The 26,171-nt window shown below is 72.1% G+C and carries 23 protein-coding genes; 9 read left to right on the top strand and 14 right to left on the bottom strand.

What is annotated here, in order from left to right:
• The first annotated feature begins 87 nt into the window (after nt 1-87).
• The 4 genes from ABID77_RS21635 (at nt 88) to ddpX (ending at nt 4,476) form a co-directional block, all read left to right on the top strand.
• The gene (locus tag ABID77_RS21635) at nt 88-1,362 is read left to right on the top strand and encodes an acyl-CoA dehydrogenase family protein (RefSeq protein WP_429600449.1); all 1,275 of its coding nucleotides are present in this window, start codon (nt 88-90) and stop codon (nt 1,360-1,362) included.
• Complete coding sequence (locus ABID77_RS21630; protein WP_429600447.1) at nt 1,359-2,030, top strand: cysteine dioxygenase; 672 nt, start codon at nt 1,359-1,361, stop codon at nt 2,028-2,030. Before ABID77_RS21635 ends, ABID77_RS21630 begins: the two co-directional genes overlap by 4 nt.
• Nucleotides 2,027-3,826: a rhodanese-related sulfurtransferase gene (locus ABID77_RS21625; protein ID WP_429600445.1), complete on the top strand. Its 1,800-nt coding sequence runs from the start codon at nt 2,027-2,029 to the stop codon at nt 3,824-3,826. Before ABID77_RS21630 ends, ABID77_RS21625 begins: the two co-directional genes overlap by 4 nt.
• Nucleotides 3,827-3,912: 86 nt before the next feature.
• The gene (ddpX, locus tag ABID77_RS21620) at nt 3,913-4,476 is read left to right on the top strand and encodes a D-alanyl-D-alanine dipeptidase (protein WP_429600444.1); all 564 of its coding nucleotides are present in this window, start codon (nt 3,913-3,915) and stop codon (nt 4,474-4,476) included.
• A 242-nt stretch (nt 4,477-4,718) separates the two neighbouring features.
• Here the strand turns inward: ddpX and ABID77_RS21615 are convergent, their stop codons facing one another.
• The 7 genes from ABID77_RS21615 to ssuE all read right to left on the bottom strand — a co-directional run bounded on the left by ABID77_RS21615 (nt 4,719) and on the right by ssuE (nt 10,927).
• Complete coding sequence (locus tag ABID77_RS21615; protein WP_429600443.1) at nt 4,719-4,934, bottom strand: TOBE domain-containing protein; 216 nt, start codon at nt 4,932-4,934, stop codon at nt 4,719-4,721.
• A 73-nt stretch (nt 4,935-5,007) separates the two neighbouring features.
• Nucleotides 5,008-5,859, bottom strand: a complete 852-nt coding sequence (locus ABID77_RS21610) for an ATP-binding cassette domain-containing protein (protein ID WP_429600441.1) — start codon at nt 5,857-5,859, stop codon at nt 5,008-5,010.
• 94 nt (nt 5,860-5,953) lie between these two features.
• A complete protein-coding gene (locus tag ABID77_RS21605) occupies nt 5,954-6,934 on the bottom strand; it encodes an aliphatic sulfonate ABC transporter substrate-binding protein (RefSeq protein WP_429600439.1) in 981 nt (326 codons plus the stop codon).
• Nucleotides 6,935-7,121: 187 nt separating this feature from the next.
• Complete coding sequence (ssuC, locus tag ABID77_RS21600) at nt 7,122-8,021, bottom strand: aliphatic sulfonate ABC transporter permease SsuC (protein ID WP_429600437.1); 900 nt, start codon at nt 8,019-8,021, stop codon at nt 7,122-7,124.
• 4 nt (nt 8,022-8,025) lie between these two features.
• Nucleotides 8,026-9,204: an FMNH2-dependent alkanesulfonate monooxygenase gene (gene ssuD / locus ABID77_RS21595; protein ID WP_429600436.1), complete on the bottom strand. Its 1,179-nt coding sequence runs from the start codon at nt 9,202-9,204 to the stop codon at nt 8,026-8,028.
• 66 nt (nt 9,205-9,270) lie between these two features.
• Nucleotides 9,271-10,254 (bottom strand): sulfonate ABC transporter substrate-binding protein, encoded by a 984-nt coding sequence (locus ABID77_RS21590; RefSeq protein ID WP_429600434.1) that lies wholly within the window; start codon nt 10,252-10,254, stop codon nt 9,271-9,273.
• Between the two features lie 85 nt (nt 10,255-10,339).
• The gene (gene ssuE, locus ABID77_RS21585) at nt 10,340-10,927 is read right to left on the bottom strand and encodes an NADPH-dependent FMN reductase (protein WP_429600432.1); all 588 of its coding nucleotides are present in this window, start codon (nt 10,925-10,927) and stop codon (nt 10,340-10,342) included.
• Between the two features lie 271 nt (nt 10,928-11,198).
• Here ssuE and ABID77_RS21580 point away from each other — a divergent pair, with 271 nt between their 5' ends.
• Nucleotides 11,199-11,594 (top strand): HU family DNA-binding protein, encoded by a 396-nt coding sequence (locus ABID77_RS21580; RefSeq protein ID WP_429600430.1) that lies wholly within the window; start codon nt 11,199-11,201, stop codon nt 11,592-11,594.
• 114 nt (nt 11,595-11,708) lie between these two features.
• A complete protein-coding gene (locus ABID77_RS21575; RefSeq protein WP_429600428.1) occupies nt 11,709-12,446 on the top strand; it encodes a GNAT family N-acetyltransferase in 738 nt (245 codons plus the stop codon).
• Between the two features lie 35 nt (nt 12,447-12,481).
• On the opposite strand, the gene ABID77_RS21570 is transcribed toward ABID77_RS21575, so the two are convergent.
• The gene (locus ABID77_RS21570; RefSeq protein WP_429600427.1) at nt 12,482-13,861 is read right to left on the bottom strand and encodes an esterase-like activity of phytase family protein; all 1,380 of its coding nucleotides are present in this window, start codon (nt 13,859-13,861) and stop codon (nt 12,482-12,484) included.
• Between the two features lie 80 nt (nt 13,862-13,941).
• Nucleotides 13,942-14,862 carry a protein NO VEIN domain-containing protein gene (locus ABID77_RS21565; protein WP_429600425.1) on the bottom strand — a complete coding sequence of 307 codons (921 nt, stop codon included), beginning with the start codon at nt 14,860-14,862 and terminating at the stop codon, nt 13,942-13,944.
• A gap of 219 nt (nt 14,863-15,081) precedes the next feature.
• On the opposite strand from ABID77_RS21565, the gene ABID77_RS21560 reads away from it, so the two are divergent.
• The gene (locus tag ABID77_RS21560; protein ID WP_429600424.1) at nt 15,082-17,805 is read left to right on the top strand and encodes an ATP-binding protein; all 2,724 of its coding nucleotides are present in this window, start codon (nt 15,082-15,084) and stop codon (nt 17,803-17,805) included.
• A 33-nt stretch (nt 17,806-17,838) separates the two neighbouring features.
• Here the strand turns inward: ABID77_RS21560 and ABID77_RS21555 are convergent, their stop codons facing one another.
• Nucleotides 17,839-19,179, bottom strand: coding sequence for a replication initiation protein (locus tag ABID77_RS21555; protein ID WP_429600422.1), 1,341 nt, complete (start codon nt 19,177-19,179; stop codon nt 17,839-17,841).
• 252 nt (nt 19,180-19,431) lie between these two features.
• Here ABID77_RS21555 and ABID77_RS21550 point away from each other — a divergent pair, with 252 nt between their 5' ends.
• Complete coding sequence (locus ABID77_RS21550) at nt 19,432-19,707, top strand: hypothetical protein (protein ID WP_429600420.1); 276 nt, start codon at nt 19,432-19,434, stop codon at nt 19,705-19,707.
• A 736-nt stretch (nt 19,708-20,443) separates the two neighbouring features.
• Here ABID77_RS21550 and ABID77_RS21545 read toward each other — a convergent pair.
• Nucleotides 20,444-21,433 carry a ParB/RepB/Spo0J family partition protein gene (locus ABID77_RS21545; RefSeq protein ID WP_429600417.1) on the bottom strand — a complete coding sequence of 330 codons (990 nt, stop codon included), beginning with the start codon at nt 21,431-21,433 and terminating at the stop codon, nt 20,444-20,446.
• Entirely contained in the window at nt 21,430-22,116 is a 687-nt protein-coding gene (gene parA / locus ABID77_RS21540) for a ParA family partition ATPase (protein ID WP_429600414.1), read from the bottom strand. Before parA ends, ABID77_RS21545 begins: the two co-directional genes overlap by 4 nt.
• Nucleotides 22,117-22,579: 463 nt before the next feature.
• Between parA and ABID77_RS21535 the strand changes: the two genes are divergently transcribed.
• Nucleotides 22,580-23,656 (top strand): porin, encoded by a 1,077-nt coding sequence (locus ABID77_RS21535; RefSeq protein ID WP_429600411.1) that lies wholly within the window; start codon nt 22,580-22,582, stop codon nt 23,654-23,656.
• A gap of 9 nt (nt 23,657-23,665) precedes the next feature.
• On the opposite strand, the gene ABID77_RS21530 is transcribed toward ABID77_RS21535, so the two are convergent.
• Together ABID77_RS21530 and ABID77_RS21525 are read right to left on the bottom strand one after the other, a co-directional pair.
• Entirely contained in the window at nt 23,666-24,682 is a 1,017-nt protein-coding gene (locus ABID77_RS21530) for a Bug family tripartite tricarboxylate transporter substrate binding protein (RefSeq protein WP_429600409.1), read from the bottom strand.
• Entirely contained in the window at nt 24,679-26,163 is a 1,485-nt protein-coding gene (locus ABID77_RS21525) for a sensor histidine kinase (RefSeq protein WP_429600406.1), read from the bottom strand. Before ABID77_RS21525 ends, ABID77_RS21530 begins: the two co-directional genes overlap by 4 nt.
• Between the last annotated feature and the right edge of the window lie 8 nt (nt 26,164-26,171).

The raw sequence follows: 26,171 nt of genomic DNA, 5'->3' as shown, positions 1-26,171 counted from the left end.
GCCGTCGAAAACGAACGCAGGAAAACACGTTTGCATATGCACGAAAGATCGTTGGTCCGACGTGCCGGCGGGACTAAGGTGCCGGGCATGAGTGCCCTCCCCCTGCGCCGGGACGCCGCCCCGGCGGACCCCTCCTCTTCCGTCGTCCGGCCCCTGGCCGCCCCGTCGTCCGTCGCCGCGCCGCTGCCGGCCACCGACGCCGCGGCGCTGGCGCGCCTGACCGCCCTGTTCGCCAGCACCGCCGCCGACCACGACCGCGACGGCGGCTTCCCGCGCGCCAACTTCATCGAGCTGCAGTCGCGCGGCCTGATCGGCCTGGTCGTGCCCCGCGCGCTCGGCGGCGGCGCCGCCGACCTGGCGACGGCGCGGCGGGTGATCGCCGCCGTGGCGCAGGGCGAGCCGGCGACCGCGCTGATCCTGACCATGACCTGGCTGCAGCTCCAGGGCCTGGGCCGGCGCGACGGCCGCTGGCCGGCCGCGCTGCGCGAGCGCGTGCAGCGCGACGCCGTCGAGCGCGGCGCCCTGATCAATGCGCTGCGCGTGGAGCCGGACCTGGGCTCGCCCGCGCGCGGCGGCCTGCCCGCGACCGTGGCGCGCCGCGTGGACGGCGGCTGGCGCCTGTCGGGCCACAAGCTCTACACCACCGGCATCGAGGGCCTGAGCTGGCTCGCCGTCTGGGGCCGCACTGACGAGGCGGCGCCCCGCGTGGGCACCTTCCTGGTCCCGCGCGCGGCCGCCGGCGTGCGCGTGATCGCCAGCTGGGACCACCTGGGCCTGCGCGCCTCGGGCAGTCACGAGGTGGTCTTCGAGGACGTGGCGCTTCCGCCCGACCACGCGGTCGACCTGCGCGCGCCCGCCGACTGGGCCGCCGACGCCGGCGGTCCCGCCGACGTCGCCGCCCATGCGCTGCAGCAGGCCTGGATGACGGTGCTGCTGGGCGCCCTCTACGACGGCGTGGCGCGCGCGGCGCGCGACTGGCTGGTCGACTTCCTGAACCGGCGCGCGCCCGGCAGCCTGGGCGCGCCGCTGGCCAGCCTCGCGCGCGTGCAGGAGCACGTTGGCGAGATCGAGGCGCTGCTGCACGTCAATCGCGTGCTGCTCGACCGCGCCGCCGCCGACGTCGACGCCGGCCGGCCGCCGAGCGCGATCGACAGCGGCCTGCTCAAGCACACCGTGACGACGCAGGCCATCCGCGCCGTCGAGATCGGCCTGACGCTCACCGGCAACCACGGCCTGTCGCGCCGGAACCCGCTGGAGCGCCACCACCGCGACGTGCTGTGCGGCCGCGTGCACACGCCGCAGGACGACGCCGTGCTCGCTGCCGCCGGCCGGCGGGCACTGCAGGCGCGGGAGCCGGCATGACCGCCACGGCCACGGTCGCCGATCGCCTGGCGCCGCTGCGCGCGTTCGTCGGCGCCTTCGGCCGGCTGCTCGATGCCGCGCCCGGCGAACCGGCGATCCTGCGCGACGGCGCCGCCCTGCTGCGCACCCTGGTCGCGCGCGACGACTGGCTGCCCGACGCCTTCGCCGAGCCCGACCCGGCGCGCTACCAGCAGTACCTGCTGCACCTCGATCCGCGCGCGCGCTTCTCGGTCGTCAGCTTCGTCTGGGGGCCGGGCCAGGCCACGCCGGTGCACGACCACACCGTCTGGGGCCTGATCGGCATGCTGCGCGGCGCCGAGATCGCCCAGGCCTACGCGCCGCGCGACGGCGGCCGCTGGCGCCCCGAGGGCGAACCCGTGCGGCTGGCGCCGGGCGACGTCGAGGCGGTCTCGCCCGCCATCGGCGACGTGCACCGCGTGCGCAACGCCTTCGACGACCGCACCTCGATCAGCATCCACGTCTACGGCGCCGACATCGGCCAGGTGCGCCGCCACACCTACCCGGACGACGCGCCGCCCAAGGTCTTCGTCTCCGGCTACACCCGGGCGCTGGCGCCGGGGCTGGTCGTCGGTGCGGCCGATCCGGCCACGGTCGCCGTGGCGTCCCTCTCTCCCCTCTACCCCGCTGCGCGAGGCACCCCACCATGACCCTGCCCGACACCCCCCTCGCCCCGGCCTTTGCGGACACCGTCGTCGATGCCGACGTCGAGGCGGCGATCGACGCCGAGGCCGAGGCCCGGGCCGCCGCCCGCGCCCCGCGCCGGCCCGCCGCGCCGCCGGTCCCGGCGCCCCCGGGCGGTGCCGCCGCCACCGGCGAGCGCGCCGCCCCGATCCCGACGCTCGACGTCGCCGCCGTGCGCGCCCGCCTGCTCGCGCGCGAGGAGATCGCGCTGCTCGACGTTCGCGAGGAGGACCCCTACGCCCAAGCCCATCCGCTGTGGGCCGCCAACCTGCCGCTGTCGCGCATCGAGATCGAGGCGCACCGGCGCATCCCGCGCCCGGACACCGTCGTCGTGGTCTACGGCACGCACGACGGCGAGGACCTGGCGCCGCGCGCGGCCCGGGTGCTGGCGTCGATCGGCTACACGCGCGTGCACCTGCTCGACGGCGGCCTCGACGCCTGGCGCGCGGCCGGCGGCGAGCTGTTCCGCGACGTCAACGTGCCGAGCAAGGCCTTCGGCGAGCTGGTCGAGCACGAGCGCGGCACGCCCTCGCTGTCGGCCACGGAAGTGAAGGCGCTGATCGACGCCGGCGCCGATGCCGTCGTGCTCGACGCCCGGCGCTTCGACGAGTACCGGACCATGAGCATCCCGACGGCCACCAGCGTGCCCGGCGCCGAGCTGGTGCTGCGCGTGCGCGACCTGGCCCCCGACCCGGCCACGCGCGTGATCGTCAACTGCGCCGGACGCACGCGCAGCATCATCGGCACCCAGTCGCTGGTGAACGCGGGCATCCCCAACCCGGTGGCGGCGCTGCGCAACGGCACCATCGGCTGGAAGCTCGCCGGCCAGGCGCTCGACCACGGCGCCGCGCGCCGCGCCCCGGCCGGGGCGAGCCCCGAAGCGCGCCGCCGCGCCGCCGCCGACGCCCGCCGCGTGGCCGACCGCGCCGGCGTGCGGCGCGTCGCGCTCGACGCCCTGGACGCGCTGGCATCGGACGCCGACCGGCGCACCACCTACCGCTTCGACGTCCGCACGCCCGAGGAGCACGCCGCCGGCCACCTCGACGGTTTCGCGAACGCGCCGGGCGGCCAACTGGTGCAGGAGACCGACCATCACGCGCCCGTGCGGGGCGCCCGCATCGTGCTGGCCGACGACGACGGCGTGCGCGCGTCGATGACCGGCTCGTGGCTGGCGCAGATGGGCTGGGAGGTTCACGTCGTCGATCCCGTGCCCGGCGCCGACGCCTTCGTCGCGAGCGACACCGGCGCGCCGGCTCCCGACACCGTGCCCTCGCCCGAGGTCGAGGAGATCGGCCCGGCGGCGCTGGCGCTGCTGCTCAAGCGCCACGAGGCCGTGGTCATCGACGTCACCGCCAGCGCCAACTACGTGCAGCGCCACGTCCCCGGCGCGTGGTTCGCGATCCGCGCCCAGCTGGCGCAGGCGCTCGATCGCATCGGGCCGGCGCCGGTGTGGGTGCTGACCTGCGGCACCAGCCGGCTGGCGCGCTTCGCCGCCGCCGACCTGCAGCGCCTGCTGGCCGGGCGCGGCGAGCCCGACGCGCAGGTCTGGGTGCTCGACGGCGGCACCTCCGCCTGGATCGCCGCCGGCCTGCCGGTGGAGCAGGGCGAGACCCGACTGGCCACCCCGCGCACCGACCGCTACCGCCGCCCCTACGAGGGCACCGACGCGCCGGCCGAGGCGATGCAGGCCTACCTGGACTGGGAGTTCGGGCTGGTCGCGCAGCTGGGGCGGGACGGGACGCACCATTTCGAGGTGATCTGAGGCGGAGCGAGCGGGGTCGGGCCGGATGTCGCCGGCCACCGCCCACGGACCGGCGCCGGGAAGCGACCCGCTATCCTCCGCCGCACATGCCCTCCGTGCCCATCTCCCATCCCGCGATCGACATCGATCTGCGCTACGCCACCGCCGACAACATCACGCACCGGCGTATCTACGACCGCCCGGTGGCGCTGCTGCGGCCCGAGGCGCAGCGCGCGCTCGCCGTCGCGGCCGATCTCGCGTCGGCCCAGGGCCTGCGCCTGCGGGTGTTCGACGCCTACCGGCCGGTCGCGGCGCAGTGGCGGCTGTGGGAGGCCCTGCCCGATCCGACCTTCGTCGCCGACCCGCGCATCGGCTCGCTGCACTGCCGCGGCGTCGCGGTCGACCTGACCCTGGCGTCGGCCGACGGCGTCGCGCTCGACATGGGCACCGGCTTCGACGACATGACCCCGCAGTCCGGCCACGCCCGCACCGACATCCCGGTCGCCGCCCAGCGCCACCGCGCCCTGCTGCTGGGCCTCATGACGGCCAGCGGCTGGGCGCACATCGCCAGCGAGTGGTGGCACTACAACCTCCCCGACGGCGAGCGCCACCCGCCCTGGGACGACGACCGCGAAGGCCGGCTGCTGATGGACCTGCCGCCGGCTGACTGAGACCGACCACTTTCTCGAAAGAAGGCGCTGCGACACGACGTGCGCAAGCCTGGGGCTGGTCCCCAAGCCCAGGACACCGCGGAACCGGCTCCGCCGGGCCGCCGGTGTCGCCCCCTCAATGAGCAAGCTTGGGGCTGGTCCCAAGGCCAGGGACACCGTAGAACCGGCTCCGCCGGGCCACCGGTGTCGCCCCCTCGAAGGGGGGTGGCGCTGCGACACGAAGTGCGCAAGCCTGGGGGTGGTCAGAGTTTGGCGATGGAGACCTCGGTCGACTTCACCAGCGCGACCACGTCGGAGCCCGGCTTGAGCTGCAGCTCGTCGACCGAGCGCGTGGTGATGACCGAGGTGACGATGCCCCAGGCGGTCTCGACATCGACCTCGGAGACGACGTCGCCGCGGATGATTTCCTTGACCTTGCCGCGGAACTGGTTGCGGACGTTGATGGCTTGGATGGACATGGTGGTTTTCCTTGGGAAGGGTGGGTGAAAGAAAGGAAGAAGGAAGAAAAGGGAAGGCGCGGGGCGGCGCGGCTCAGATCGCCCAGCGCAGCCCCGGCGCGTTCTGCCAGCGGGGCTCGTCGGCGGGCGACGGTTCGTTCGCGCCGGGCTTCTGCAGCACGCGGTCGAGGATGCGTTTCTCGATCGCGGCGAAGGCCGGGTCGCCCTGCGAGCGCGGTCGCGCCAGGGCGATCGGTTCGTCCAGCGCGATGCGGCCGTCCTCGATCAGGATCACGCGGTCGGCCAAGGCCACCGCCTCCTGCACGTCGTGCGTCACCAGCAGCGCGGTGAAGCGGTGCCGCTGCCACAGGCCCTCGATGAGGCGGTGCATCTCGATGCGGGTCAGCGCGTCGAGCGCGCCCAGCGGCTCGTCAAGCAGCAGCAGGCGCGGGTGGTGCACCAGCGCGCGCGCCAGGGCCACGCGCTGGCGCTGGCCGCCCGACAGGCGCGCGGGCCATTCGTCGGCGCGCTCGGCCAGGCCGACCTGCGCCAGCACCTCGCGTCCGCGCTCGCGCACCGAGGCCGGCAGGCCCAGCACGACGTTGTCCAGCACGCGCCGCCAGGGCAGCAGGCGCGCCTCCTGGAACATGATCCGGGTGTCGTCGTGCAGGCCGTCGATGGTGCGGCCGTCGGCCGCGAGCGTGCCGCCGGAGACCGGCTCCAGCCCGGCGACCAGCCGCAGCAGCGTGCTCTTGCCGCAGCCGCTGCGCCCGACGATGGCGACGAACTGGCCCGGCTCGATCGCGATGCGCGCGTCGCGCAGCACGGTGCGCTCGCCATAGCGCTTGTCGACGCCGCGCACGTCGAGCCGGACGCCGCCGGCGACGACGGGGTCGTGCGGCGCGGGCCGGGCGGTCGACGGGCGGTCGAGGGTCGTGGTGTTCATGGAAATTCCTTGGCGCGGCGCGGCGCGGTACTCGTTGACATGGAGGCGTCGCCGGTCGCGTGATGCGGCAGGTGGGCGCCGTCGGTGCCCGTGCTCATGCCGGCGTTCCCGGCCTGAACAGCGCCACGTCCCGCGCGTCGACCCGGCGCGGCAGCAGCCGCTCGGCCAGGAAGGCATCGGCGATCCGCTGCTGCTCGTCCAGCTCGGCGGCCAGCACCGGACGCACGTCGTAGCTGCGGCGGGCGTTGGCCTGCTCGATGACGGCCCTGTCCAGTCCCCAGACCGGCGAGAGCAGCGCGGCCGCCTCGGCCGGCCGGCGCTTGACCCATCGGCCGGTCTCGGCCAGTCCGGCGTACAGCAGGTTCAGCACGTCCGGCCGCGCCTCGGCGAAGCGCGTGCGCGCCAGGTAGTAGCGCTGGTACGACGCGATGCCGGTGCCGTCGGCCAGCACGCGGGCGCCGGACTGCCGCTCGGCCGCGGCCAGGAACGGGTCCCACACGACCCAGGCGTCGATGGCGCCGCGCTCGAAGGCCGCGCGCCCGTCGGCCGGCGTGAGGTAGGCCGGCTCGACGTCGCGCAGCGACAGCCCGGCCTTCTCCAGCGCCGCGATCAGCAGGTAGTGCGCGCCGGCCGCCTTGGCGAAGCCGACCTTGCGGCCCTTGAGATCGGCCACCCGCTGCAGCGGCGAGTCGGCGCGCACCAGGATCGCCTGCGCCGCCGGCGACGCCGTCTCCCGCGCCACGAAGGTCAGCCGCGCCCCGGCGGCCTGCGCGAACACCGGCACCGTGTCGGCGACGTCCGCCGTGACGTCCAGGTTGTCGAGGTTGAGCGCCTCCAGCAGCGGCAGCCCGCTCGTGAACTCGTGCCAGCTCGGCTTCACCCCCAGCGGCGCCAGCCGCTGCTCCAGCGTCCCCTGCGCCTTGAGCACCGCGATCAGCGTCGACGACTTCTGATAACCGATGCGCACCGTCGCCGACGCCGACGCGCCCTGCGCCGACACCGTCCCGCTCCCCGCCAGCCCCGCCAGCGCGACCAGCGCGGCGCGCCGGCTGAAACCCGTTCCGTCCTGATTCATGACAATTCCAAACTCGAAATCCGTGATCGATCCTCGGCAATCCCTCGACGCCGCTGCGCATCTCCGACACTCCCCGCACCTGCGCGGCCCATGCCAGTGACACCGTGGAACCGGCTCCGCCGGTCCACCGGTGTCGCCCCCTGGAAGGGGGTTGGCGAAGCGACACGCAGTGCGCGAAGACTGGGGGTCAGCCTTGATACCCGGGGTGCCAGCGCAGCCACCAGTGCTCGAGGCTGCGCGCGAACAGGTCGGCCAGCTTGCCCAGCAGCGCGTACAGCAGGATCCCCACCAGCACGATGTCGGTCTGCAGGAACTCCCGCGCGTTCATCGTCAGGTAGCCGATGCCGGCCTGCGCCGAGATCGTCTCGGCCACGATCAGGATCACCCACATCAGCCCGAGCGAGAAGCGCAGCCCGACCAGGATCGACGACAGCGCGCCCGGCAGGATCACCTGGCGGTACAGGTCCCAGCGCGACAGGCCGTAGGTGCGGCCCATCTCGATCAGCTGCGGGTCGACGTTGCGGATGCCGTGGAAGGTGTTGAGGTAGATCGGGAAGAACACCGACACGCTGATGAGGAACAGCTTGGCCGTCTCGTCGATGCCGAACCACAGGATCACCAGCGGGATCAGCGCCAGCGCCGGGATGTTGCGCACCATCTGGATGGTCGAGTCCAGCAATGTCTCGAAGAACTTCACCGACCCGGTCAGCAGCCCGAGCGCCAGCCCGAGCCCGCCGCCGATCGCCAGCCCCGCGAGCGCCCGCCCGGCGCTGACCTTGACGTGCGTCCACAGCTCGCCCGACGCGGTGAGCGTCCAGGCCGCCTTGACGACGTCGAGCGGCGCCGGCAGCACCCGCGTCGACAGCCAGCCCGACGACGAGGCGATCTGCCAGGCCACGATCAGCGTGACCGGCACCAGCCAGGGAATCAGCCGCCGCCCGACGCTCAGCAGGAATCCGGACAGGCGTGGGACACCGCGGATCCGGCTTTGCCGGTCCGCCGGTGTCGTGCCTTGCGAGGGGGACGGCACGGTGGCACGCAGGGCGCCGAGTGTGGGCGTGGGGCCGCCGATCGTGTTCGTGTTCATGTGTTCAGCTCTGGGAGACGAGGCGCGAGGGCGCGTCGAGGTTGGCGACGACCTCGCCGAAAGGACCGGTCGGCGAGCCGCCGGCAAGACCGGCAGCGCCGGCGCGCTGCTTGGCCGGCAGCAGCGGGAAGACCAGCTCGGCGAAGCGGTAGGCCTCCTCCAGGTGCGGGTAGCCGGAGAAGATGAAGTGGTCGATGCCCAGCGCGGCGTATTCCTCGATGCGCGCGGCCACGGTCTGCGGGTCGCCCACCAGCGCCGTGCCGGCACCGCCACGCACCAGGCCGACGCCGGCCCACAGGTTGGGGCTGATCTCCAGGTCGGCGCGCGTCCGCTTGGCGCCGCCCGCGTGCAGCGCGGCCATGCGGCGCTGGCCGACCGAATCCATGCGGGCGAACGCGGCCTGCGCGCGCACCACCGTCTCGTCGTCGACGCGGCCGATGAGCGACTCGGCGGCCCGCCAGGCCGCGTCCTCGGTCTCGCGCACGACGACGTGCAGGCGGATGCCGAACGTCACCGCGCGGCCCCGGCGCGCGGCGCGCGCCCGGACGTCGGCGATCTTCTTCGCGACCTCGGCCGGCGGCTCGCCCCAGGTGAGGTAGCTGTCGACCTGCTCGGCCGCGAGCTCGTGCGCCGCTTCCGACGAACCGCCGAACCACACCGGCGGGTGCGGCCGCTGCACGCTCGGGAACAGCAGCTTGGCGCCCTTGACGCTCAGGTGCCGGCCGTCGAAGTCGACGCTGCCGCCGGCGTGGCTGCGCTCGATCACCTCGCGCCAGATGCGGATGAACTCGGCCGACTGCGCGTAGCGCTCGGCGTGGTCGAGGAACACGCCGTCGCCCTCCAGCTCGGCGCGGTCGCCGCCGGTGACCAGGTTGACCAGCAGCCGGCCGCCGGAGAGCCGGTCGAAGGTCGCGGCCATGCGCGCGGCCAGCGCCGGCTGGTGCAGGCCGGGGCGCACCGCGACCAGGAACTTCAGCCGCCGTGTCGCGCCGATCAGGCTGGAGGCGACGACCCAGGGGTCCTCGCAGGAGCGCCCGGTCGGGATCAGCACGCCCTCGTAGCCGAGGCGGTCGGCGGCGCCGGCGATCTGCTGCAGGTAGTCGAGGTCGACCGCGCGCGCGCCCTCGGTGGTGCCGAGGTAGCGGCTGTCGCCGTGGGTGGGGAGGAACCAGAAGACTTGCATGGGCGGTCGTGGAGCGGGAGAGGAAGGCGGTGGGAGCGTCGGAAAGAGCGGGTGGCGGATCGCACTTCAGGCCGCGAGGCCGGGCGCCGCCGCGTCGAGGACGTCGATGCGCCTGGGGATGAGCTTCAATGCGAGGAAGGTGTCGGCGATGGCCTGCTGCTCGGCCAGGATGGCCCGGGTCACCGGCACCGTGCCGAACTGCCAGCGCGCGACGGCGATGTCCACCGCCGGCTTGGGCGTGCCCCAGAGCGTCGCCAGCTCGGTGGCGAAAGCGTCGCGGTTCGACGTCGCCCAGCGCTCGACCCCCTCGATCTCCTCGACGACGCCGCGCAGCACGTCGGCATGGCGTCGCGCGTAGTCCTGCGAGGAGAAGTAGTAGGCGCGGTTGCCCACCACGCCCCGGGCGTCGGCCAGGACGCGCGCGCCGATCGCGTGCTGGGCCGAGGCCAGGAACGGGTCCCAGATGACCCAGGCGTCGATCGCGCCGCGCTCGAAGGCGGCGCGGGCATCGGCCGGCGGCAGGAAGACCGGGTTCACGTCGCCGTAGGCCAGGCCGTGCTTCTCCAGCAGCTTGACGAGGAAGTAATGGACGTTGCTGCCCTTGTTGAAGGCGATCTTCCTGCCCTTGAGATCGGCCACCGTGCGCAGGGCGGAGTTCGCCGGCACCAGCACCGCCTCGGCCGCCGGGCGATGCACGGTCGCCGCCACGTAGGCCAGCGGCGCGCCGGCGGCCTGCGCGAAGATCGGCGGCGCCTCGCCGACGTCGCCGAAGTCGATCGAGCCGACGTTGAGCGCTTCGAGCTGCACCGGGCCGGCCGTGAACTCGGTCCACTTGACCGCCACGCCCAGTAGCGCGAGCCGCTTCTCCAGCGTGCCGCGGCCCCTGAGCAGGCTCAGGTAGCCCTTCTGGTGGCCGATGCGCAGCGTGCGCGCCGGCGCCTGGCCCTGGGCGAGGGCGCCCAGCGGCGCCAGCGCCAGCGCGACGGCCGTGCCCTGGAGCAGACGGCGGCGCGCGGTGCGTGTCGGGTGGGTGGTCGGATCGGATGTCATGAACGGGTCTCCTGCGGTCGATGGGATGCCCGCGCGGCGCGGAATCGGCGCACCGGGCGGGTCGCGAGGGAAGCGGCCGGCGTCGTCAGACGCTGCATCGCACCTGCGAGAAGGCGATCGACTCGAAGCCGTGGTGCGCCGTGCCCAGGCCGAGCGCCTCGGTGGCCAGGATGTCGCCGGCGTCGTCCAGGCGCTGCGAGAGGTCGGCGTGGACCTGGTGCGCGCCCTCGGGGGTCAGGGTGATCTGCGAGTCGGTGGCGTAGATGCCCGGCAGGATGTGGCGCGCCGACAGGGTCTGCAACACCGGGCGCAGGGCGTAGTCGAGCGCCAGCATGTGGTGCGGACTGCCGCCGGTGGCCAGCGGCAGCACCGTCTTGCCCTTGAGCGCGGTCTGCGAGAGCAGGTCGAGGAAGACCTTCAGCACGCCGCTGTAGGCCGCCTTGTAGATCGGGGTCGCGACCACCACGACGCGGGCGCGCGCCACCTGGTCGATGGCGCGCTCGATGGCCGGGTGCGTCCACTCGGCCCCCAGCAGCGCCTGGGCCGGCAGGTCGCGGATGGCCAGGCGCTCGATGCGGGCGCCGCGCCGCGACAGCCGTTCCCCCGCGGCTTCGAGCAGGGCGGTGGAGCGCGACGGGATCGTCGGGCTGCTGGCGATCAGGAGAACGGTCATGGGGGAGCGGCGGGCAGGTGCGTCCGTCGGGGAACGCGGTGGGGAATGAAGCTGGAGCCGTGGATTCTGGGGAGCCCGACCTGGATCCGGAACGATCAAGTTCCGACTACTTCATGCCGAAAACAGATAAGGCCCCGTCCCCACGGTTGCCTGTCCCGCTGCGACGGGCATTCGAGCGACGCTAAACTTCGCGCCCGCTTGCCGCCCTTCGCGCCGGCGCGTCGCCCCGGCCCTCCTGCCGGGACGCTTTCCCCTCTCTCAAGGACTTCCATTGAACCGCATCGAACTCGTCCAAACCATCGCCGCCGCCCATGACCTGAGCAAGGCCGAAGCCGCCCGCGTCCTGGACACCGTCACCGGCGCCATCGTCGGCGCCGTCAAGAAGGGCGATCCCGTCCAGATCCTCGGTTTCGGCACCTTCAAGCAGGTCGCCCGCGCCGCGCGCACCGGCGTGAACCCGAGCACCGGCGACAAGCTCAAGATCGCCGCCGCCAAGCTGCCGAAGTTCGTCCCCGGCGCCGCCTTCAAGGCCGCCGTCGACCCCAAGGCCGCCAAGCGCAAGGCCGACAAGGCGGCAGCGGCCAAGCCGGCCGCCACCGCCGCGACCGCCAAGAAGGCGGCCCCGGCGAAGAAGGCCGCCGCTCCGGCCAAGAAGACCAAGAAGTAAGGCGCGGCGGCGAGCCCGCCTCGCCTCGTACCGACCTCCTCGACAGCCCCATCCGGGGCTGTCTTCGTTTCCGCCCGCCCGACCGGCGCCCTCCCCCGCGCGACCATGACATCCGTGCCGACCCTCGAAGCCGCCGCGTTCGCGGCCTGGCCCTCCGAACGGACCCTGGACCTCCGGGGCTGGCACCTGCGCCTGGACCGCGGCCACACGAAGCGCGCCAACTCGGCCAACGCGACGGCGCACGCGCTCCCCCTGCGCGAGACCGACGTCGACGCGATCGAGGACCACTTCCGGCGTCGCGGACTGACGCCGGTCTTCCGGCTGCCCGCCGGCCTGCCGACGCCCGAGCAGGCCCGGGAGGCCGACGACCGGCTGGCGCGCCGGGGCTACCGGGCCCGCGATCCGTCGCTGGTGATGACGCGGCCGCTGTCGCCGGCCGACGCCACGGCCGACCCGGCGCTGGCGGCGGACGCGACGGCGTGGCTCGACGCCTTCGGCGACGTCGCCGGACAGGCCGGCGCGGACCAGGCCGCGCACCGGGACATCCTGCGGCGCATCGCGCATCCCTGCGCCTGGGCCGTGCGAAGCCGCGACGGCCGGCCGGTGTGCTGCGGACTGGGCGTCATGGTCGATCGGCTCGTCGGGCTGTTCGACATCGCGACCCGCCCCGACCACCTGCGCCGGGGCGAGGCCCGGCGGCTGTGCGGTGCGCTCCTGGCCTGGGGTGCGCGGCGCGGCGCCGACACGGCCTTTCTCCAGGTGCTCGCGGCCAACCGCCCGGCCATCGACCTGTACGAGCGCCTCGGCTTCCGGGTCGCCTACGCCTACCACTACCGCGTGCCGGCGTCCTGAGCGCCGGTCGATCCGGCGGCGCTCGACGCCGGCGCTCAGCGCGCGCGCAGCAGCTCGCCGACCTCCAGCAGCACCAGCTCGTTGTCGTCGGCCCGCACGGGGTCGCGGCTGCTGCTGAAGGGCAGGTTGTTGTCGTTGCCCACCACGATGTGCGTGGCGTCCACGACGTCGACGTTCTCGATGGTGAAGAAGGGAAACGCCAGCACGCCGTCGGTCAGCGGCTTCCTCGCCAGCCGGCGCGGGTCCTGGATGTCGAGCAGGTCGACGAAGCCGACCTTGCGCAGCGGCGCGCCGGCGTTGGCGTCGGTCATCTCCACCTTGTAGACGCGCTTGAACCTGGCGACGTCGTGGAAGCAGTCGGCGCGCTTCTCGCCGGCCGGGCAGGCGCGGTCGGCGGTGCCCTCGCCGTTGTCGCGCTCGATGACGAGGCCGGTGGTGGCGTCGATCAGGTTGAAGTCGCCGATGGCGTGGTGGTCGGCTTCGAGCACGTACTTCCAGTGGCGGCCGGTCCAGCGGCCGGCCTGGACGTCGAACTCCAGCACGCGCAGGTAGTGCCGGCCGCCGTCGACCGCCTCGTAGGCCTTCGACGCCTCGTCCCACAGCGGGCCTTCGAGCAGCGCGTACAGCCGGCTGCCGTCCGGACTCGCGGCCATGCCCTCGAAACCCTTGGAGCGCTTGACGTCGAAGGCCGGCGCCTTGGCGTCGGGCGCGGCGGCGGTGGTGACGGCGGGATGGTCGGGCGAGCGCACGACGCGGCCGTCGACCCGGGTGTCGAACACCGCCAGCACGCGGCCGTCGAGGTCGGCCTTGATCAGGTACGGGCCGAACTCGTCGCCGATCCACAGCGCGCCGCCGGCGAACTGGAAGCTCTCGGGGTCGAAGTCCGCGCCGGTCAGGTAGCGTTCCTTGGTGCCCTCCTCGGCGATGCGGAACGGCACCTTGCGGTCCGGGTCGTGCAGGAAGACGGTCCTGCGGCGCGTGAACTCGCCGCTCTGGAAGTCCACCGCGTAGTGGTTGAGGTAGAGCATGAAGTCCGGCGAGTTGGCCTTGGTGCCGGCGCCGTTGTCCGTCAGGACCCAGAACGTTCCGTCGGCCATGCGCTTGATGCCCGAGTGGCCCTGCGCCGGCTGGCCGCGGAACGGCAGCGACACGCCGGTGGGGCGTCCGGCCGAGGTGCCCTCGACGCTGCCGGGTTCGTCCACGCGGCGCGCGGTGGTGAACTTGCCGCTGGTCTGCAGGTCGGCCGGCGCGTGGCGCGGCGCCGGGATGACGGTCTGCGCCGGCAGCACGGCGTGGCCGGCGAGGACGGCCGGGTAGGCCTGCGGGGCCTGCTGGGCCTGCTGGGCGTGGACGGGGACGAGCGCGGCGATGCAGAGCAAGGCGGCGCCGGCGGCGCTGCGGATCGGAAAGGACATGCGTCGGAGGAAGGGTGGCCAGTGAGGGCCGCGACGATGCCGCCCCCGCGTGACACCGCCGTGACGCGCCGCCCGCGCCGTCAGTCCAGCAGCGGCTCCAGGCCCGACGCGTTGTTGATCTCGGTCGACCGGTAGAGCTTGTGCGTCGCCGCCGGACTGGTCGCCTCGGTGACGACGGCGAGGCGCCACGGGTCGCCCTTGGCGACCGCGGCGCGCTCCTCGGCCGTGAGGCGGAAGCCGGTCCGGCCGGGCACGGTGCCCTTGACCGCCAGCTTCAGCAGCGTGTTGCCCTTCTTGTCCGAGACCTGGATGTCGTGGCCGAGCCGCTGGGCGCTCACGTCCTCGGTGCGGTAGCCGTAGCTGGAGAAGTGCTTGGTCAGGTAGGCCTTGGCGGCGGCCTGCACGTCGTCCTGCGACGCCTGCGCCCCCGGATCGTCGCGGCGCTTCGCCGGCACGCTGCCGCGCGCGCGGGCGGCGTCGATCTCGGCCTCGCCCGGCTGCCAGCCGCGCTCGCCGCGCACCAGCACCGCCATCTTCTCGTCGGCGTCCCAGGCGGCGACGTGCCATTCCTGGTCGTCCGGCACGCGCACCGACACCTTGGCGGCCTTGTCGGTCTCGACGTCGGCGATGGCGACGCGGTTGGTCTGCAGCACGACGCGCAGGCCCTGGTCGCGGTCGAACGCGCGCTTGAGCAGGCCGAGCCGGTCCTTGGCGCGGCGGATCTGCACCTCGCTGCGCTCGCCGCCGCCGTCGCCCAGGCGCCGCAGGGTGTCGAGCGATTCCAGGCAGAACCAGCGTCCGCCCTCGCCCGGGCTCACGAACTCGGCCCAGACGGTGGCGATGATGTTGTCGCCGGTGGCCAGCCAGGCCGACTCGGCGGCCTGCTGGCGGGCGTCGAACACGCCCATCCTGGCGATGATCTCCACGGGGGTGCGCTTGTCGCCCAGCAGGCGCTTCTCGTTGATGACCGCGAGGACCGCGGGGTCGACTTCTTTATCCATTCGCAAGATTTCAGGTGGGTTGCAGACCGTTTCGAGTATGCCGCGAAGCGTCGGACGGCCTGCGCGGCCGCTTCCGCCGACCGGTGGTGCGTGATCACTGACCGCTCGCATGGTTTCACGCCATGGAGGGTGACGGCGCCGGGGCCGCAAACCTATGATGTCTTTGGCGTAACACAACGATACGCAGGTTCTTATATTGATACTTTTGATGTATCTCAAATGATGAAGAAGTCCGCGCACCTGTTCCAACTTCCGAGTCTCCAGGCCCGGCTCGGCGCCACGCTGGCCGCGCTGGTCCTGGTCGTCGCGGTCACGCTGGCGGTGCTGATGGCGACGGCCGCCGAGCGGCAGGTGCTGCGGCAGAGCGCCGCCAACCTCGACATCGTCTCGCGCCAGCTCGCGCGCGAACTGGCCACCGGCATGGACGGCTTCGCGCAGGCGGCGGTGACGCAGAGCCTGCAGGACCGCTTCCGCAGTCCGGCGTCGACCGCGGCGTCGATGCGCGGCGCCCTCGACGACTTCCTGCGCGCCAACCCCGCGTTCGCCTACGCGGCCGTCGTCGACGTCGGGACGGCCCGGGTCCTGGCAGCCAGCGGCGGCCTCTTCGAGGGCGGCAGCCTGGCGGGGCGGCCCAGCTACGAGGAAGGCCGGCGCGGCCTGTTCGTGGGCGACGTGCATGACGCGGTGCGCCTGGCCGAACTGCTGCCGCCGCCGGGCAACGGCGAGAAGCTGCGCTTCCTCGACGCCAGCGCGCCGATCCGGGACGACACCGGACAGATCGTCCGGGTCTTCGCGACGCACATCGGCTGGCAGTGGACCGAGCGCCTGCGCAACGACATCTTCGGCCCCCTGAGGACGACCCACGGCGTCGAGGCGCTGCTGGTCGACTCGGCCGGCAAGGTCGTGCTGGCCGCGACGCCGGACGTGCCCGTGGGGACCGTGCTCGGCCCGGTCGCCGGCGCGCCGGGCGACCCCGCGCGGCTGGTCGACTGGCCCGACGGCCGGTCCTGGCTGACCGTGAGCGCCAGCACGGTGCCGCACGGCGCGTTCCCCGGCTTCGGCTGGCGCGTGGTGGCGCGCCAGCCCGCCGCGCTGGCCACGGCGGCGGCCAGCCACCTGCGCCTGGCCTTCGTGCTGGCGGCCATCACGCTCGGCTGCGGCGGCGCCCTGCTCGCCTGGTGGGCGACGGGACGGCTGCTGCTGCCGGTGCGCCAGCTCGGCCTGCACGCCGTCGACACGCAGTGGGCCGCCGCCGGTGCCGCGTCGACCTACGGCGCCGCGACGCCGAGCGAGGTGGCGGGCGTGCGGCGCGCCATGGCGCGCATGGCGCGCACCACGCTCGACCAGACCGAGGCCCGGCGCCTGAGCGAGCGCCAGTTCGCGACCCTGGCCGACTCCCTGCCCCAGCGCGTCTTCCAGACCGATCCGGCCGGCCAGGTCGACTACGTCAACCGCGCCTGGGTCACGGGGGGCGTGGAAGCCGCCGGTCTGCTGCGGCACCCGCTGGTCTCGCTGTTCCACCCGGCGTCGGTCTCGACGCTGGCGCCGGCCTGGCGGCGCAGCCTCGGCGACGGACAGCCGGTGTCGCTGCGCTGCCTGCTGCAGCCGGCGGGCGAACCCTCGTGCCGCTGGTACGACGTCAACGCCCGGCCCCTGGCCGATGCCGACGGCGGCGTGCGGGCGTGGATCGGCACGCTGGTCGACGTGCACCAGATCGTCGTCGACGCGCACGACGCCGAGCGGGCCCTGACGCAGGAGCGCACGGCACGCGCCGAGGCGGAGAAGCTCGGCCAGCTGCGCGACGATTTCCTCGCCACCGTCTCGCACGAGCTGCGCTCGCCGCTCAACGTGATCTCGGGCTGGTCGGAGATCCTGCGACGCAAGGGCCAGGACAACCCGACCGCGCTCAAGGCCGCCGAGGTCATCCGCACCCACGCGCGCCAGCAGGCCGCGCTCATCGACGACCTGATCGACATCACGGCGGTGACGGCCGGCAAGATGGTGCTGAACCTGGAACCGGTGGACCTGGCGGCGGTGGCGGCCGAGGTGGTCTCGGCCCAGCTGCCCTCGGCGCAGCTCAAGGGCGTCGCCCTGCGCTGCGTCGCGCCCGAGGCCTGCGTGGTGCGCGGCGATCGCCGGCGGGTGTTCCAGATCGTCTCCAACCTGGTGGGCAACGCGCTCAAGTTCACCGAGCCGGGCGGGTCGATCACGGTCGAGGTGCGCCGCCGGGCCGACCACGGCGCGCTGTCGGTGAGCGACACGGGACGCGGCATCGACCCCCTTTTCCTGCCCCACGTGTTCGAACGCATGCGCCAGGAGGACTCGTCGAAGACCCGCAAGACCGGCGGGCTGGGACTGGGCCTGTCGATCGTCCAGGGGCTGGTGGCGCTGCACGAGGGCACGGTGACGGCGGCCAGCGACGGCCCGGGCCGGGGCGCGGTGTTCGCGGTCGCCCTGCCCCTGCACGCGCCGACGGCGACGGCGCGGGCGCCGCAGCCCGCGGCCTTCCACGATTCCGACGACGCCGAGTCGCGCGTCGTCGAGCTGCGGGGCTGCCGGGTGCTGCTGGTGGACGACGAGCCCGACGCGCGCGAGATGGCCCAGGTGGCGCTCAACAGCCTGGGCGCGGAGGTCCGCGTGGCCGGGTCCGGCGCGGAGGTGCTGCGGCTGCTGGAGACCGAGACCTGCGACGTGCTGGTGTCGGACATCGGCATGCCGGAGATGGACGGACTGACGCTCATCCGGACGATCCGCCGCATCCGGTCGGCCGACGAACTCCCGGCCGTCGCCCTGACCGCCTTCGCCATGGAAGGCGACCGGCAGGCGGCCCTGGCGGCCGGGTTCCAGCGCCACGTCACCAAGCCGATCTCGCTGCTGCGGCTGTCCGAGGCCGTGGCGGGCGTGCATGCCGGCCGGGCGGTCGCGCACGAGCGGGAGGGCTGACCGCCGTGGGGCGCTCCGGCGCGCCCGCCCGGCTCAGGGGCCGGACTTCTCGATGAAGCTGGCCAGGGCTTCCGCGGTGGGAGCGCCCCAGAGTTCCCTGGCGTACCACTGCGAGAACAGGACCCGGACCATGGTGCTGTCGAGTCCGCGGTCGAGCTTGAGCGTCTCGCTCTCGTTCTGTGCCCGGAACGTCTCGAAGACCGTGCGGCGCTCCCGCTCGTCGAGTTCCTTGTGCACGGCCAGCGCCTCCTGGGCCCGCCCGGCGAGGAATTTCTCCATCACGCTCGGCGCGGAGGACTTGCGCGTCGGCGGCGCCGTGGGAGGCGCCTGGACGGCCGACGCCGGATTCTTGGCCAGGTCCTGCAGCACCCAGCGGAAATAGCCCGCCGGCGCGCTCAGCGGGCTCATGCCGGCCGCGCGCGACCGCGCCTCGACCCGATCGAGCGCCGTGCGCAGCACCTCGTCGCTGTAGGAAGCCACCAGATCGCTCGCATCGGCCTTGCTGAAGCCCAGCGCCACGACCCGTTGGAGCAGCTGGTCGTCGATGATCGCCGGCACCGGAAAGAGCAGCGGCGTCTGCTTGACCAGCTCGACCCTGAACTGCAGCTTCTCCACCCGCCGGCCGTTCTTGTGCTCGATGAGCTCGATGGTGATGTCCGTGAGCTGGTTGACCTCGGCCATCGCCGGCTTGAGGGTGTCGCGCTTGAAGTACTTGTAGACCGGCGCGGAGTCCGCGGACAGCGGATTGCCGGTGATCAGTCCGTGCCAGTGCTCGACGGTCTGGACGAAGGTCAGCTTCGACGGATTGGTGGCGTAGCGCCGGCAGATCTCGTAGAGCGCCAATGCCGAGCCCGACTTCAGCGAACTCTGGTAGACGATCGACAGGCGCGTGAAGGTGCTGGGCGCCATGACCTGCTCGTGCACCTCCGGCGGAAACGCATAGCCCAGCCACACCTGCCCGGAGTTCTTGTGGAAGCCTTCCGGATTCACCAGCGTCACCGACGACACCAGGCGCTCGCTGGTCCACTGCCGGCCGTTCTCCAGCTTCAGCTTGATGTTCTGCATCTCCTCCAGGACCTCCTTGAGGTTCTGCGTGTCCTTGCTGTCGTAGGCGGCGTCGCGTGCCAGCTTGGCCAGGGGGATCCAGAAGTACTTCTTCGACGCCGGCGTGTCGATCGGGGCGTTGATCCCCGTCTCCTGCATGTTCTGCGCGTGGAAGATCATGACGTTGAACACCTTGCGCGAGAGCAGCGAGAGGCTGCCCTCCACGACCCGCAGGCCGATCGCCTCGTTGGTCTTGCGGAATTCACGCAGGTTGTTCGAGTCGCCCGCGGCGACCGCCACGGCATCTGACTTGACTTTTCTGGTCACCACGGTGGCTTGCCCCTCGGCCCGTCGAACGAGGGCGAAAGGTGCGAATCTAGCAGCAATGGGCTCACCTTTGCACGGTCCCCGCGACCGGCCGCACCGCACCGGGCGTGCATTGCCTGCGACAGCGGCTCGCCTGTGGACAACTCGTCGATCGGCAGGTCCCTGTTCGACCTCACCCGACTCCCTGATCCGACACACCTTTGGTCCCCGTGCAAGCTCACCATCGAGGACGTCACTCCCTGTGCGACCTCACCCATGTCCCTGCGCAGGCTCACCCAGGTCCCCGTGAAAGCTCCCCCAAACGGGCTGCAGGGCGCATGCAGCCTGGATTCGGCCACTTTCAATGTATTCAAGGTTTCCAAGCGTTATGAATTCAATACTCTCAAGGGCGGTAGGTCGGCGCTCCACCCTGGCGACAGGCATCGCCGCAACGGCATACCGCTCGTCCACGAACGCGCCGAGAAGGCAAAACAGCCTTTGCTCGGCAAGAAATGCATGACCGACAGCCCTTTGGGGGCTGCTGGATCGTGAAAGGTGAGGTTCCACGGGGACCGGGAACAACCCCACGTCCCTCAGAACACGCTTCGACCGCCTCGAAGCAGATCCGGGGCGTCCAAGGTGAGCTTTTTCGGGGAGTCCCACGTGCGAACAGGACATCAGACGAGTCGAGAACATCATCGCGTGTCGACGCTGCGCACGCGGATCCGACCAGGACGATTGGCAAAGGTGAGGCTTTTCAGGGAGTCGAACTCGATACGACGCCACCACTTCGTGGATGAGGACGTCGAGCACGCGACACCGAGCGAAATTCGATGACGGCGACCTCCAAAGGTGAGCTTGTTCGGGGAGTGAAGGCTTCGCGGGCGACTCGCGGCGACACAGCTGGAACGTCGTGCGCCCCGGACCGTGTCGGCCTGTCGTGATGTGCGTGCAAACTTTCCGATCCGGCATCCGCAGGCGCTGAATTCGCCGACAGGGACATGGGTCGGAAGGGCATTTTCATCGCCCCGTCACTCGGGGGTGCAGGCGAACGCCGCTTTCCCAAGGTGAGGCGAAAATGCACCGACGCTCACCTTGCCGAAGTCCCTGCAAAAGCTCACCTTTGCGGTGATTCGACGTCGCCGACTGCGTGTGAAGGTCGGCCACGGGGTCGACGGCGACTCGGGCGTCCATCCGCTCGAACATGGCTGGAAAACACTCCCTGCGGAAGCTCACCTTTCGTGCTTCTCGACGCCGCCTCGATGTCTCGGGCATGCGCCGGAAGGCATCAGTCCGGTGCCGCGAACTGTTGGCGCAAGGCGGCGACCAGCGCCGTGCGATCCTGAGAGTCCGGCAGCACCACCTCCAGCAGCACCTTGCCCGAGTCCCACTCCTTGAGGGAGCCGATCAGCTGACCGCCCTGGCGGATCTTGTACTGGCGCGACGTCTCCTTGCGCTTGCGCTGGTCGCCGGTCTCGAGCTTGGCCCGGATCGCGGCGACCTGGCGGGTGGAGAGGTCCTCGGTCAGGATTCGCTCGACCAGGCCCACGAGTTCGGTCTCGGACATCCTCTTGGACGCCATCGTGAGTTCGTAACCCGTGAAGACGCCGAACTTCTCGGGGCGCTCGCGCATCCGCTCCAGCGCCGCCGGTGGCAATTGAAGCAGGGACAGCGACTTGTTGACGGTCGTCGGCGACACGCCCAGCAACTCGGCGATCTGCCCCTCGTTCTTCACCACCTCCTGGTCCAGCAGCTTGCGCCAGGCCAGTGCGTTGTCGAGGGCGCTCTGGGCGCTGCGCTCCTCGTTGAGCATCCAACTCAGGCGATAGAGTTCGGCATCGCTTTCGGACGGTCTGATCTCCAGATCCAGCTTCTGCAGCCCGGCGGCCGCGGCCGCCTTCTTGCGGTAATGGCCGTCGATCAGCAGGTAGTGGCCGGGGAGTTCGGGATGCTCGACAGCCGGTGCCACCACGATCTGCCCATGCATCGCGAGCGACGCCGCCAATTCCTTGACGACATTCGGATCGTAGATCGTCCTCGCATTCAGAGGATTGTCATGAATCCTGTCGAGCGTCACGCTGACGACGGTTCGTCCGCCTCGAGCCGGGTGGCTTTCAGCGCTGAAAGCGGAGTCCGGCACCCGCCCGGGCGGAGCGGCCAAGCCCGCCGGACGTTTCGTGAGCACGGCATCGGCCGTGGCGAACCGATCCTCGACGGACTTCTTCTCCGCCGACAACGTGGCCCGCATGGCATTCTTCCTGTCGAATTTCTGACTCATCGCGACGTACCTTTCCTTTTCCTGGGAAGACCCAGCAGCGACAACACCTCGTCGGTCATCGTCTCCACCTCGTCGACCGCGGACTTCGCGCGTGCCACCAGATGCACCGTGGAGCCGATGATCTGCGCCTCACGGAAAGCCGCTCTCGACCCGAGCGAGGAAGCCATGAGCGGGAACTCTTTGTCTTCCTGGAGAAGTTCGATCAGGTCGCGCGCCAGCGAGGTCGACTTCTGGACCATGTTGGCCACGACGCGCGCCACCAACGATTCGTTGGTGGCCTGGGCCGCCTCGGCCAACCGCTTGGCGGACTCCGCGGCCCAGATGTCCGCGGGACTGGGCACCACGGGAATCAGGGCGAGGTCGGAAACCAGCATGGCCGACGTGGGGGCCGCAGAACTCATGGCCGGTGGGCAGTCGATGAAGATCGCGTCGAAGTTTTCCATGTGGTTCCTGACCTCCCGATGCATCTTGCCTTCCATCGGCGCGAGGCTCATCACGGAGGCCGGGAAGGGGCGCTCTTCCGGCGCCGCGCTGGCCCAGCGGCTGGCGGTGCCTTGCGGGTCCATGTCGACGACCAGGCAGGAATAGCCACGGAAGGTCAATGCGCCCGCCAGACTCATCGTGATGGTGGTTTTCCCGCACCCTCCCTTCTGGTTGAAGACGGTGATCACTTTGGCTGTCATCGATGGGTTCCCTGTCGGTGTGGCTTTCAGCGCTGAAAGCGTTCGAGAATCGAGGCGCGATGGAGGCATCACGATGCTCGGCTGGGCTCGATTTTATAGGTGCGATTTTCCCGAAGACTCGAGATTCCTGCGATCCATGGGCAATCTGCTCGGCAAGGAAAGGCGCCACCTTGCTTTCAGCGCTGAAAGCACGGGCTCGGAAGCTGCTCGCACGGCCGCCGCCCGGGTCGTGCGGCGTCGAGATGCACGGGGTCCAGCGCGAGAGGCGAATGCCACGGTCGAGCGACCCGACCCAGGGATGTCACATCGGCCCGGTCCAATGAGACGCTCGACCCGAACGCATCGTGGCTGCCGTTCGCCCGACCGGTGCCAGCACGCTTCGATCTGTCGCCGGGTACGCTGCCGTTCGATGGGGCAAGGGGCATAGCGCCCATCCGAAGTACCAAATTTCTTTGATCCACACATGAATCTTCTTCGCGAGTCATCGACCTTCCTTCTCCTCGCAGCGGCCGCGGCAGGACCCGCCCTGGCCCAGTCCAACGTCGCGGTCTTCGGCGTGCTCGACACGTCCGTCGCGCACATCCGCACGGATTCGGGTGCCGTCACCGGCCTGGCCAGCGGCGGCGTCTCCAGCAGCCGGTTGGGATTCCGCGGCACGGAGGACCTGGGCGGCGGCCTGAGCGGCGGGTTCTGGCTGGAAGCCGGCATCAACCCCGACAACGGCAACGCGAACGGCTTCCAGTTCGATCGCCGTTCCACCCTCAGCCTGGCCAGCAAGCGTTGGGGCGAGTTGCGACTCGGCCGCGACAAGATCCCCGCCTACCTGAACATCGAGACCTTCGATCCGTTCAACGACATCGGCATCGGCGGCGTGGGTGGTTCCAACCTCATCGGCGGCACGACGACGGCCGTGGGCACGCCCGAGGGCAGCGCGCCCAAGCGGGCGTCCAACGGCATCAACTACCTGCTGCCCGCGACGCTCGGCGGCTTCTACGGCCAGGTCCAGTACGCGTTCGGGGAACAGGCTTCCAACGTCGGGAACGGCTCGCTGCGCGATTCGGCCGCGCTGCGCCTGGGCTACAAGGCCGGCGCACTGAACGTCGCGCTGGGCCACGGCCGGATCCGTGGCGGGACCACCGCCGCGGGAGTCGACTACGACGCCACCAACGTCGGCGCGTCCTACGACCTCGGCCGGGTCAAGCCGATGGCGATGTTCGCGACCGAGCGGGGCAACGGCCGCCGCGTCGACCTGCTCGGCGTGGGCGCGACGGTGGCCTTGGGCGACAAGGACGAGTTCCGAGCCGCTTTCAGCACGTTCCGGCGCAAGGACCTCGACGATGCCGGTTCCAGGAAGCTGTCGCTGGGCTACGGCCACGACCTGTCCAAGCGCACCCAGCTCTACGCCACCGTGTCCCGGGTGCGCAACGACCGTCTCGCGACCCGGGGTCTGACGGTGTCGTCCTCGTCGCTGGCGAGCCCGACGATCGCGGCCGGTACCGATGTCACCGGCTACGAGGTCGGCGTGCGCCACAGTTTCTGACGTCGGGTCTCACCGCGCCCAGCGACGCAAGCCCAGTTCGTCGGCGAGGCGGCGGTAGCCCGCGATCCGCTCGGCGACGAAACCGTCGAGCGCCGCGCCGGTCAGGGCATGGGGGTACAGGCGATGGCGCCGCAGGAGGGCGGGGAAGGTCGCTGCCCGCATCGCCTCGTCGAAGGCCCGCGCCCAGGCGCGACGGGCCGCATCGCTCATGCCGGCGCTGGCGTACAGGCCGCGCACGGTCGGCCAGACCAGGTCGACCGACTGCTCGCGCGCCGTCGGGACACCGGCCAGCGCGACGTCCAGGCGGTCGTTCGACAGCACGGCCAGCAGGCGCAGCGCGGCGCCGCCGGCGATGGCCTGGAGCGCCTCGGCCGCATCGCCCGGAAAGACGTCGACGTGGCGGCCCTGCAGAGCCCGCAACGCGTCGCCGCCGCCTTCGAAGGCGACGAAGCGCATCGCCCTGGGATCGTGCCCCGCGTGTCGCGTCAGCAACGCGGCCTTGACCCAGTCCTGGCTGCCGACGGTGCCACCGGCGCCGAAGACGATGTCCGAAGGCCGCCGCCGCAGGGCGGCCAGCAGGTCCTGCAGCGTTCGCAGGGGCGAATCGCGATGCACCACGACGACGCCGTAGTCGGTGCCCAGGGTCGCCACCCAGCGCACGTCGGTTGCCGAATGCGCGCCGAAGCGGCCCTGCGCCAGGTTCAGCAGCGAGCCGCTGGAGAAGGCCACCAGCAGCCCGTCGCCACCCAGCCGGCCGCTGGCGACCTGGTCGAAGGCGAGCGCGCCGATGCCGCCGGGCATCGGACGCCGCGCCAACGGTGGGCGCGACGGGCGCACGGTCTGCAGGGCGTCGCCGGCCAGCGCGCAGGTGAGTTCGAAGCCGCCCCCGGCCCTGGCGGGAATCACGCACTCGGCCGCACCCAGGCTCGGGTCGTCCGACGCGACGGCATCGCGGGCCAGACCGGGCAACGCCAGCAGCGATACGGCGCCGAGCAGATGCCGACGCGGCAGACCGGGGGCGTTCATGCGCTCGCCTCCGACGTCGCCGGCGCCGCAGCGTCGGCCGGCCACCACAGTTGCGCCAGCAGGCCCGGCGCGTCCGGTCGCGGACGCAGGTCGAGCCCACCGCGATGGCGCTGCGCGATCGAGCGGGCGATGGCGACGCCCAGGCCCGCGCCGCCCTGGCCGGCTCTGGGACCGCGCCGGAAGCGCTGTCCCAGGGCCGCGCATTCCGCCGGGCTCAGGCCGGGACCGCTGTCCTCGACCGTGAGGCGGCACAGCCCGCCGTCGCGGGAGGCGTAGAGCGTCACGACGCCGTGCGGCGGGGTGTAGGCGATGGCGTTGGCCACCAGGTTGGCGAGCGCCTCGCGCACCAGCACCTCGTCGCCCCAGGCCGTCGCCGTCGCGGCGCCGGCCTGGATGCCCAGGTCGATGTGCCGCTCGCGCGCCCGTGGCAGCAGCTCGATCGCCAGGCCGCGCAGCAGTCCGGCCAGATCGATCTCGACCGGCTCCAGCGCGACCGTGTCCGAGCGTCCGAGCGCCAGGAGCTGCTGCGTGCTGCGCGTGATGCGGCCGATCTCGGCGCCCATCGCGGCCAGCGTGTCGCCGACGCTCTCGGCCTGCGGTGCGCGCCGGGCGTAGTCGATCTGCATCTGCAGCGTGGTCAGATGGGTGCGCAGCTGGTGCGAGGCGTCGTCCAGGAACCGGCGCTGCTGGGCCAGCAGGGCCTGGGTGTCGCCCATGTGCCGGTTGACGGCGGCGACCAGCGGGCGCAGGTCGGCCGGCAGCGGCTCGACCTCGATGCGCGTGAGGTCGTCGCTGCGGCGCGCCTGCACCTCACGGGCCAGGCGCGTGAGCGGCCGCAGCGCCGCCGCCAGCGCCAGGGCGGTGGCGCCGAACAGCACCAGCAGCACCACGCCGTCGCGCACGGCCGCCGCGCGCACGAAGCGCGCCGTGAAGGCCTCGCGTGAGCGCGTGCTCTCGCCGACCTGGATCAGCACCGTGCGGCCGGCGCTGCCGGCGGGCGGGCGTTCCAGTTCGCGGCGCAGGGCGGCCACGCGGATCGCCGCGCCGAAGTAGCTCGCGTCGTAGAACACCGGCGCGTCCGGCCGCGGGTCCCGTGGCGGCAGTGGCAGGTCGGCGCTGCCGAGTTCGACCAGACCGTCGGAGGTGGCGACGCGGAAGTAGACCTGGCCGCTGGCCGTCAGCTCGAAGAACTCGAACATTGTGTAGGGCAGCTCGACCGACAGACCGCCCGAGGCGATCGAGATGTTGGCGTCGATGGAGCGCAGCGCGCCCAGCAGCGAGCGGTCGTAGGCCGAATCGGCCGCCGCGACGGCGTCGATGCGCGTCATGTGCAGTCCGACGGCGGTGACGCCCAGGAGCGCCGGCAGCAGCAGCAGCGCGAGCCGCTGCCGCAGGCTGGCCCGCCGCACCCGGGCCGAGGCGCGGCGCCAGGCGGACGGGATCGGCGAACGCCGGGTGTCCGGTCCGGGCGGCGCCGCCATCGCGCCCC

It is taken from the genome of Variovorax sp. PvP013 (assembly GCF_050435945.1).
In the GTDB taxonomy this organism is placed as follows: Bacteria; Pseudomonadota; Gammaproteobacteria; order Burkholderiales; family Burkholderiaceae_C; genus Variovorax.
Note: the sequence above shows the minus strand (reverse complement) of the source record. Positions and strands in the feature narration are given on the sequence as shown.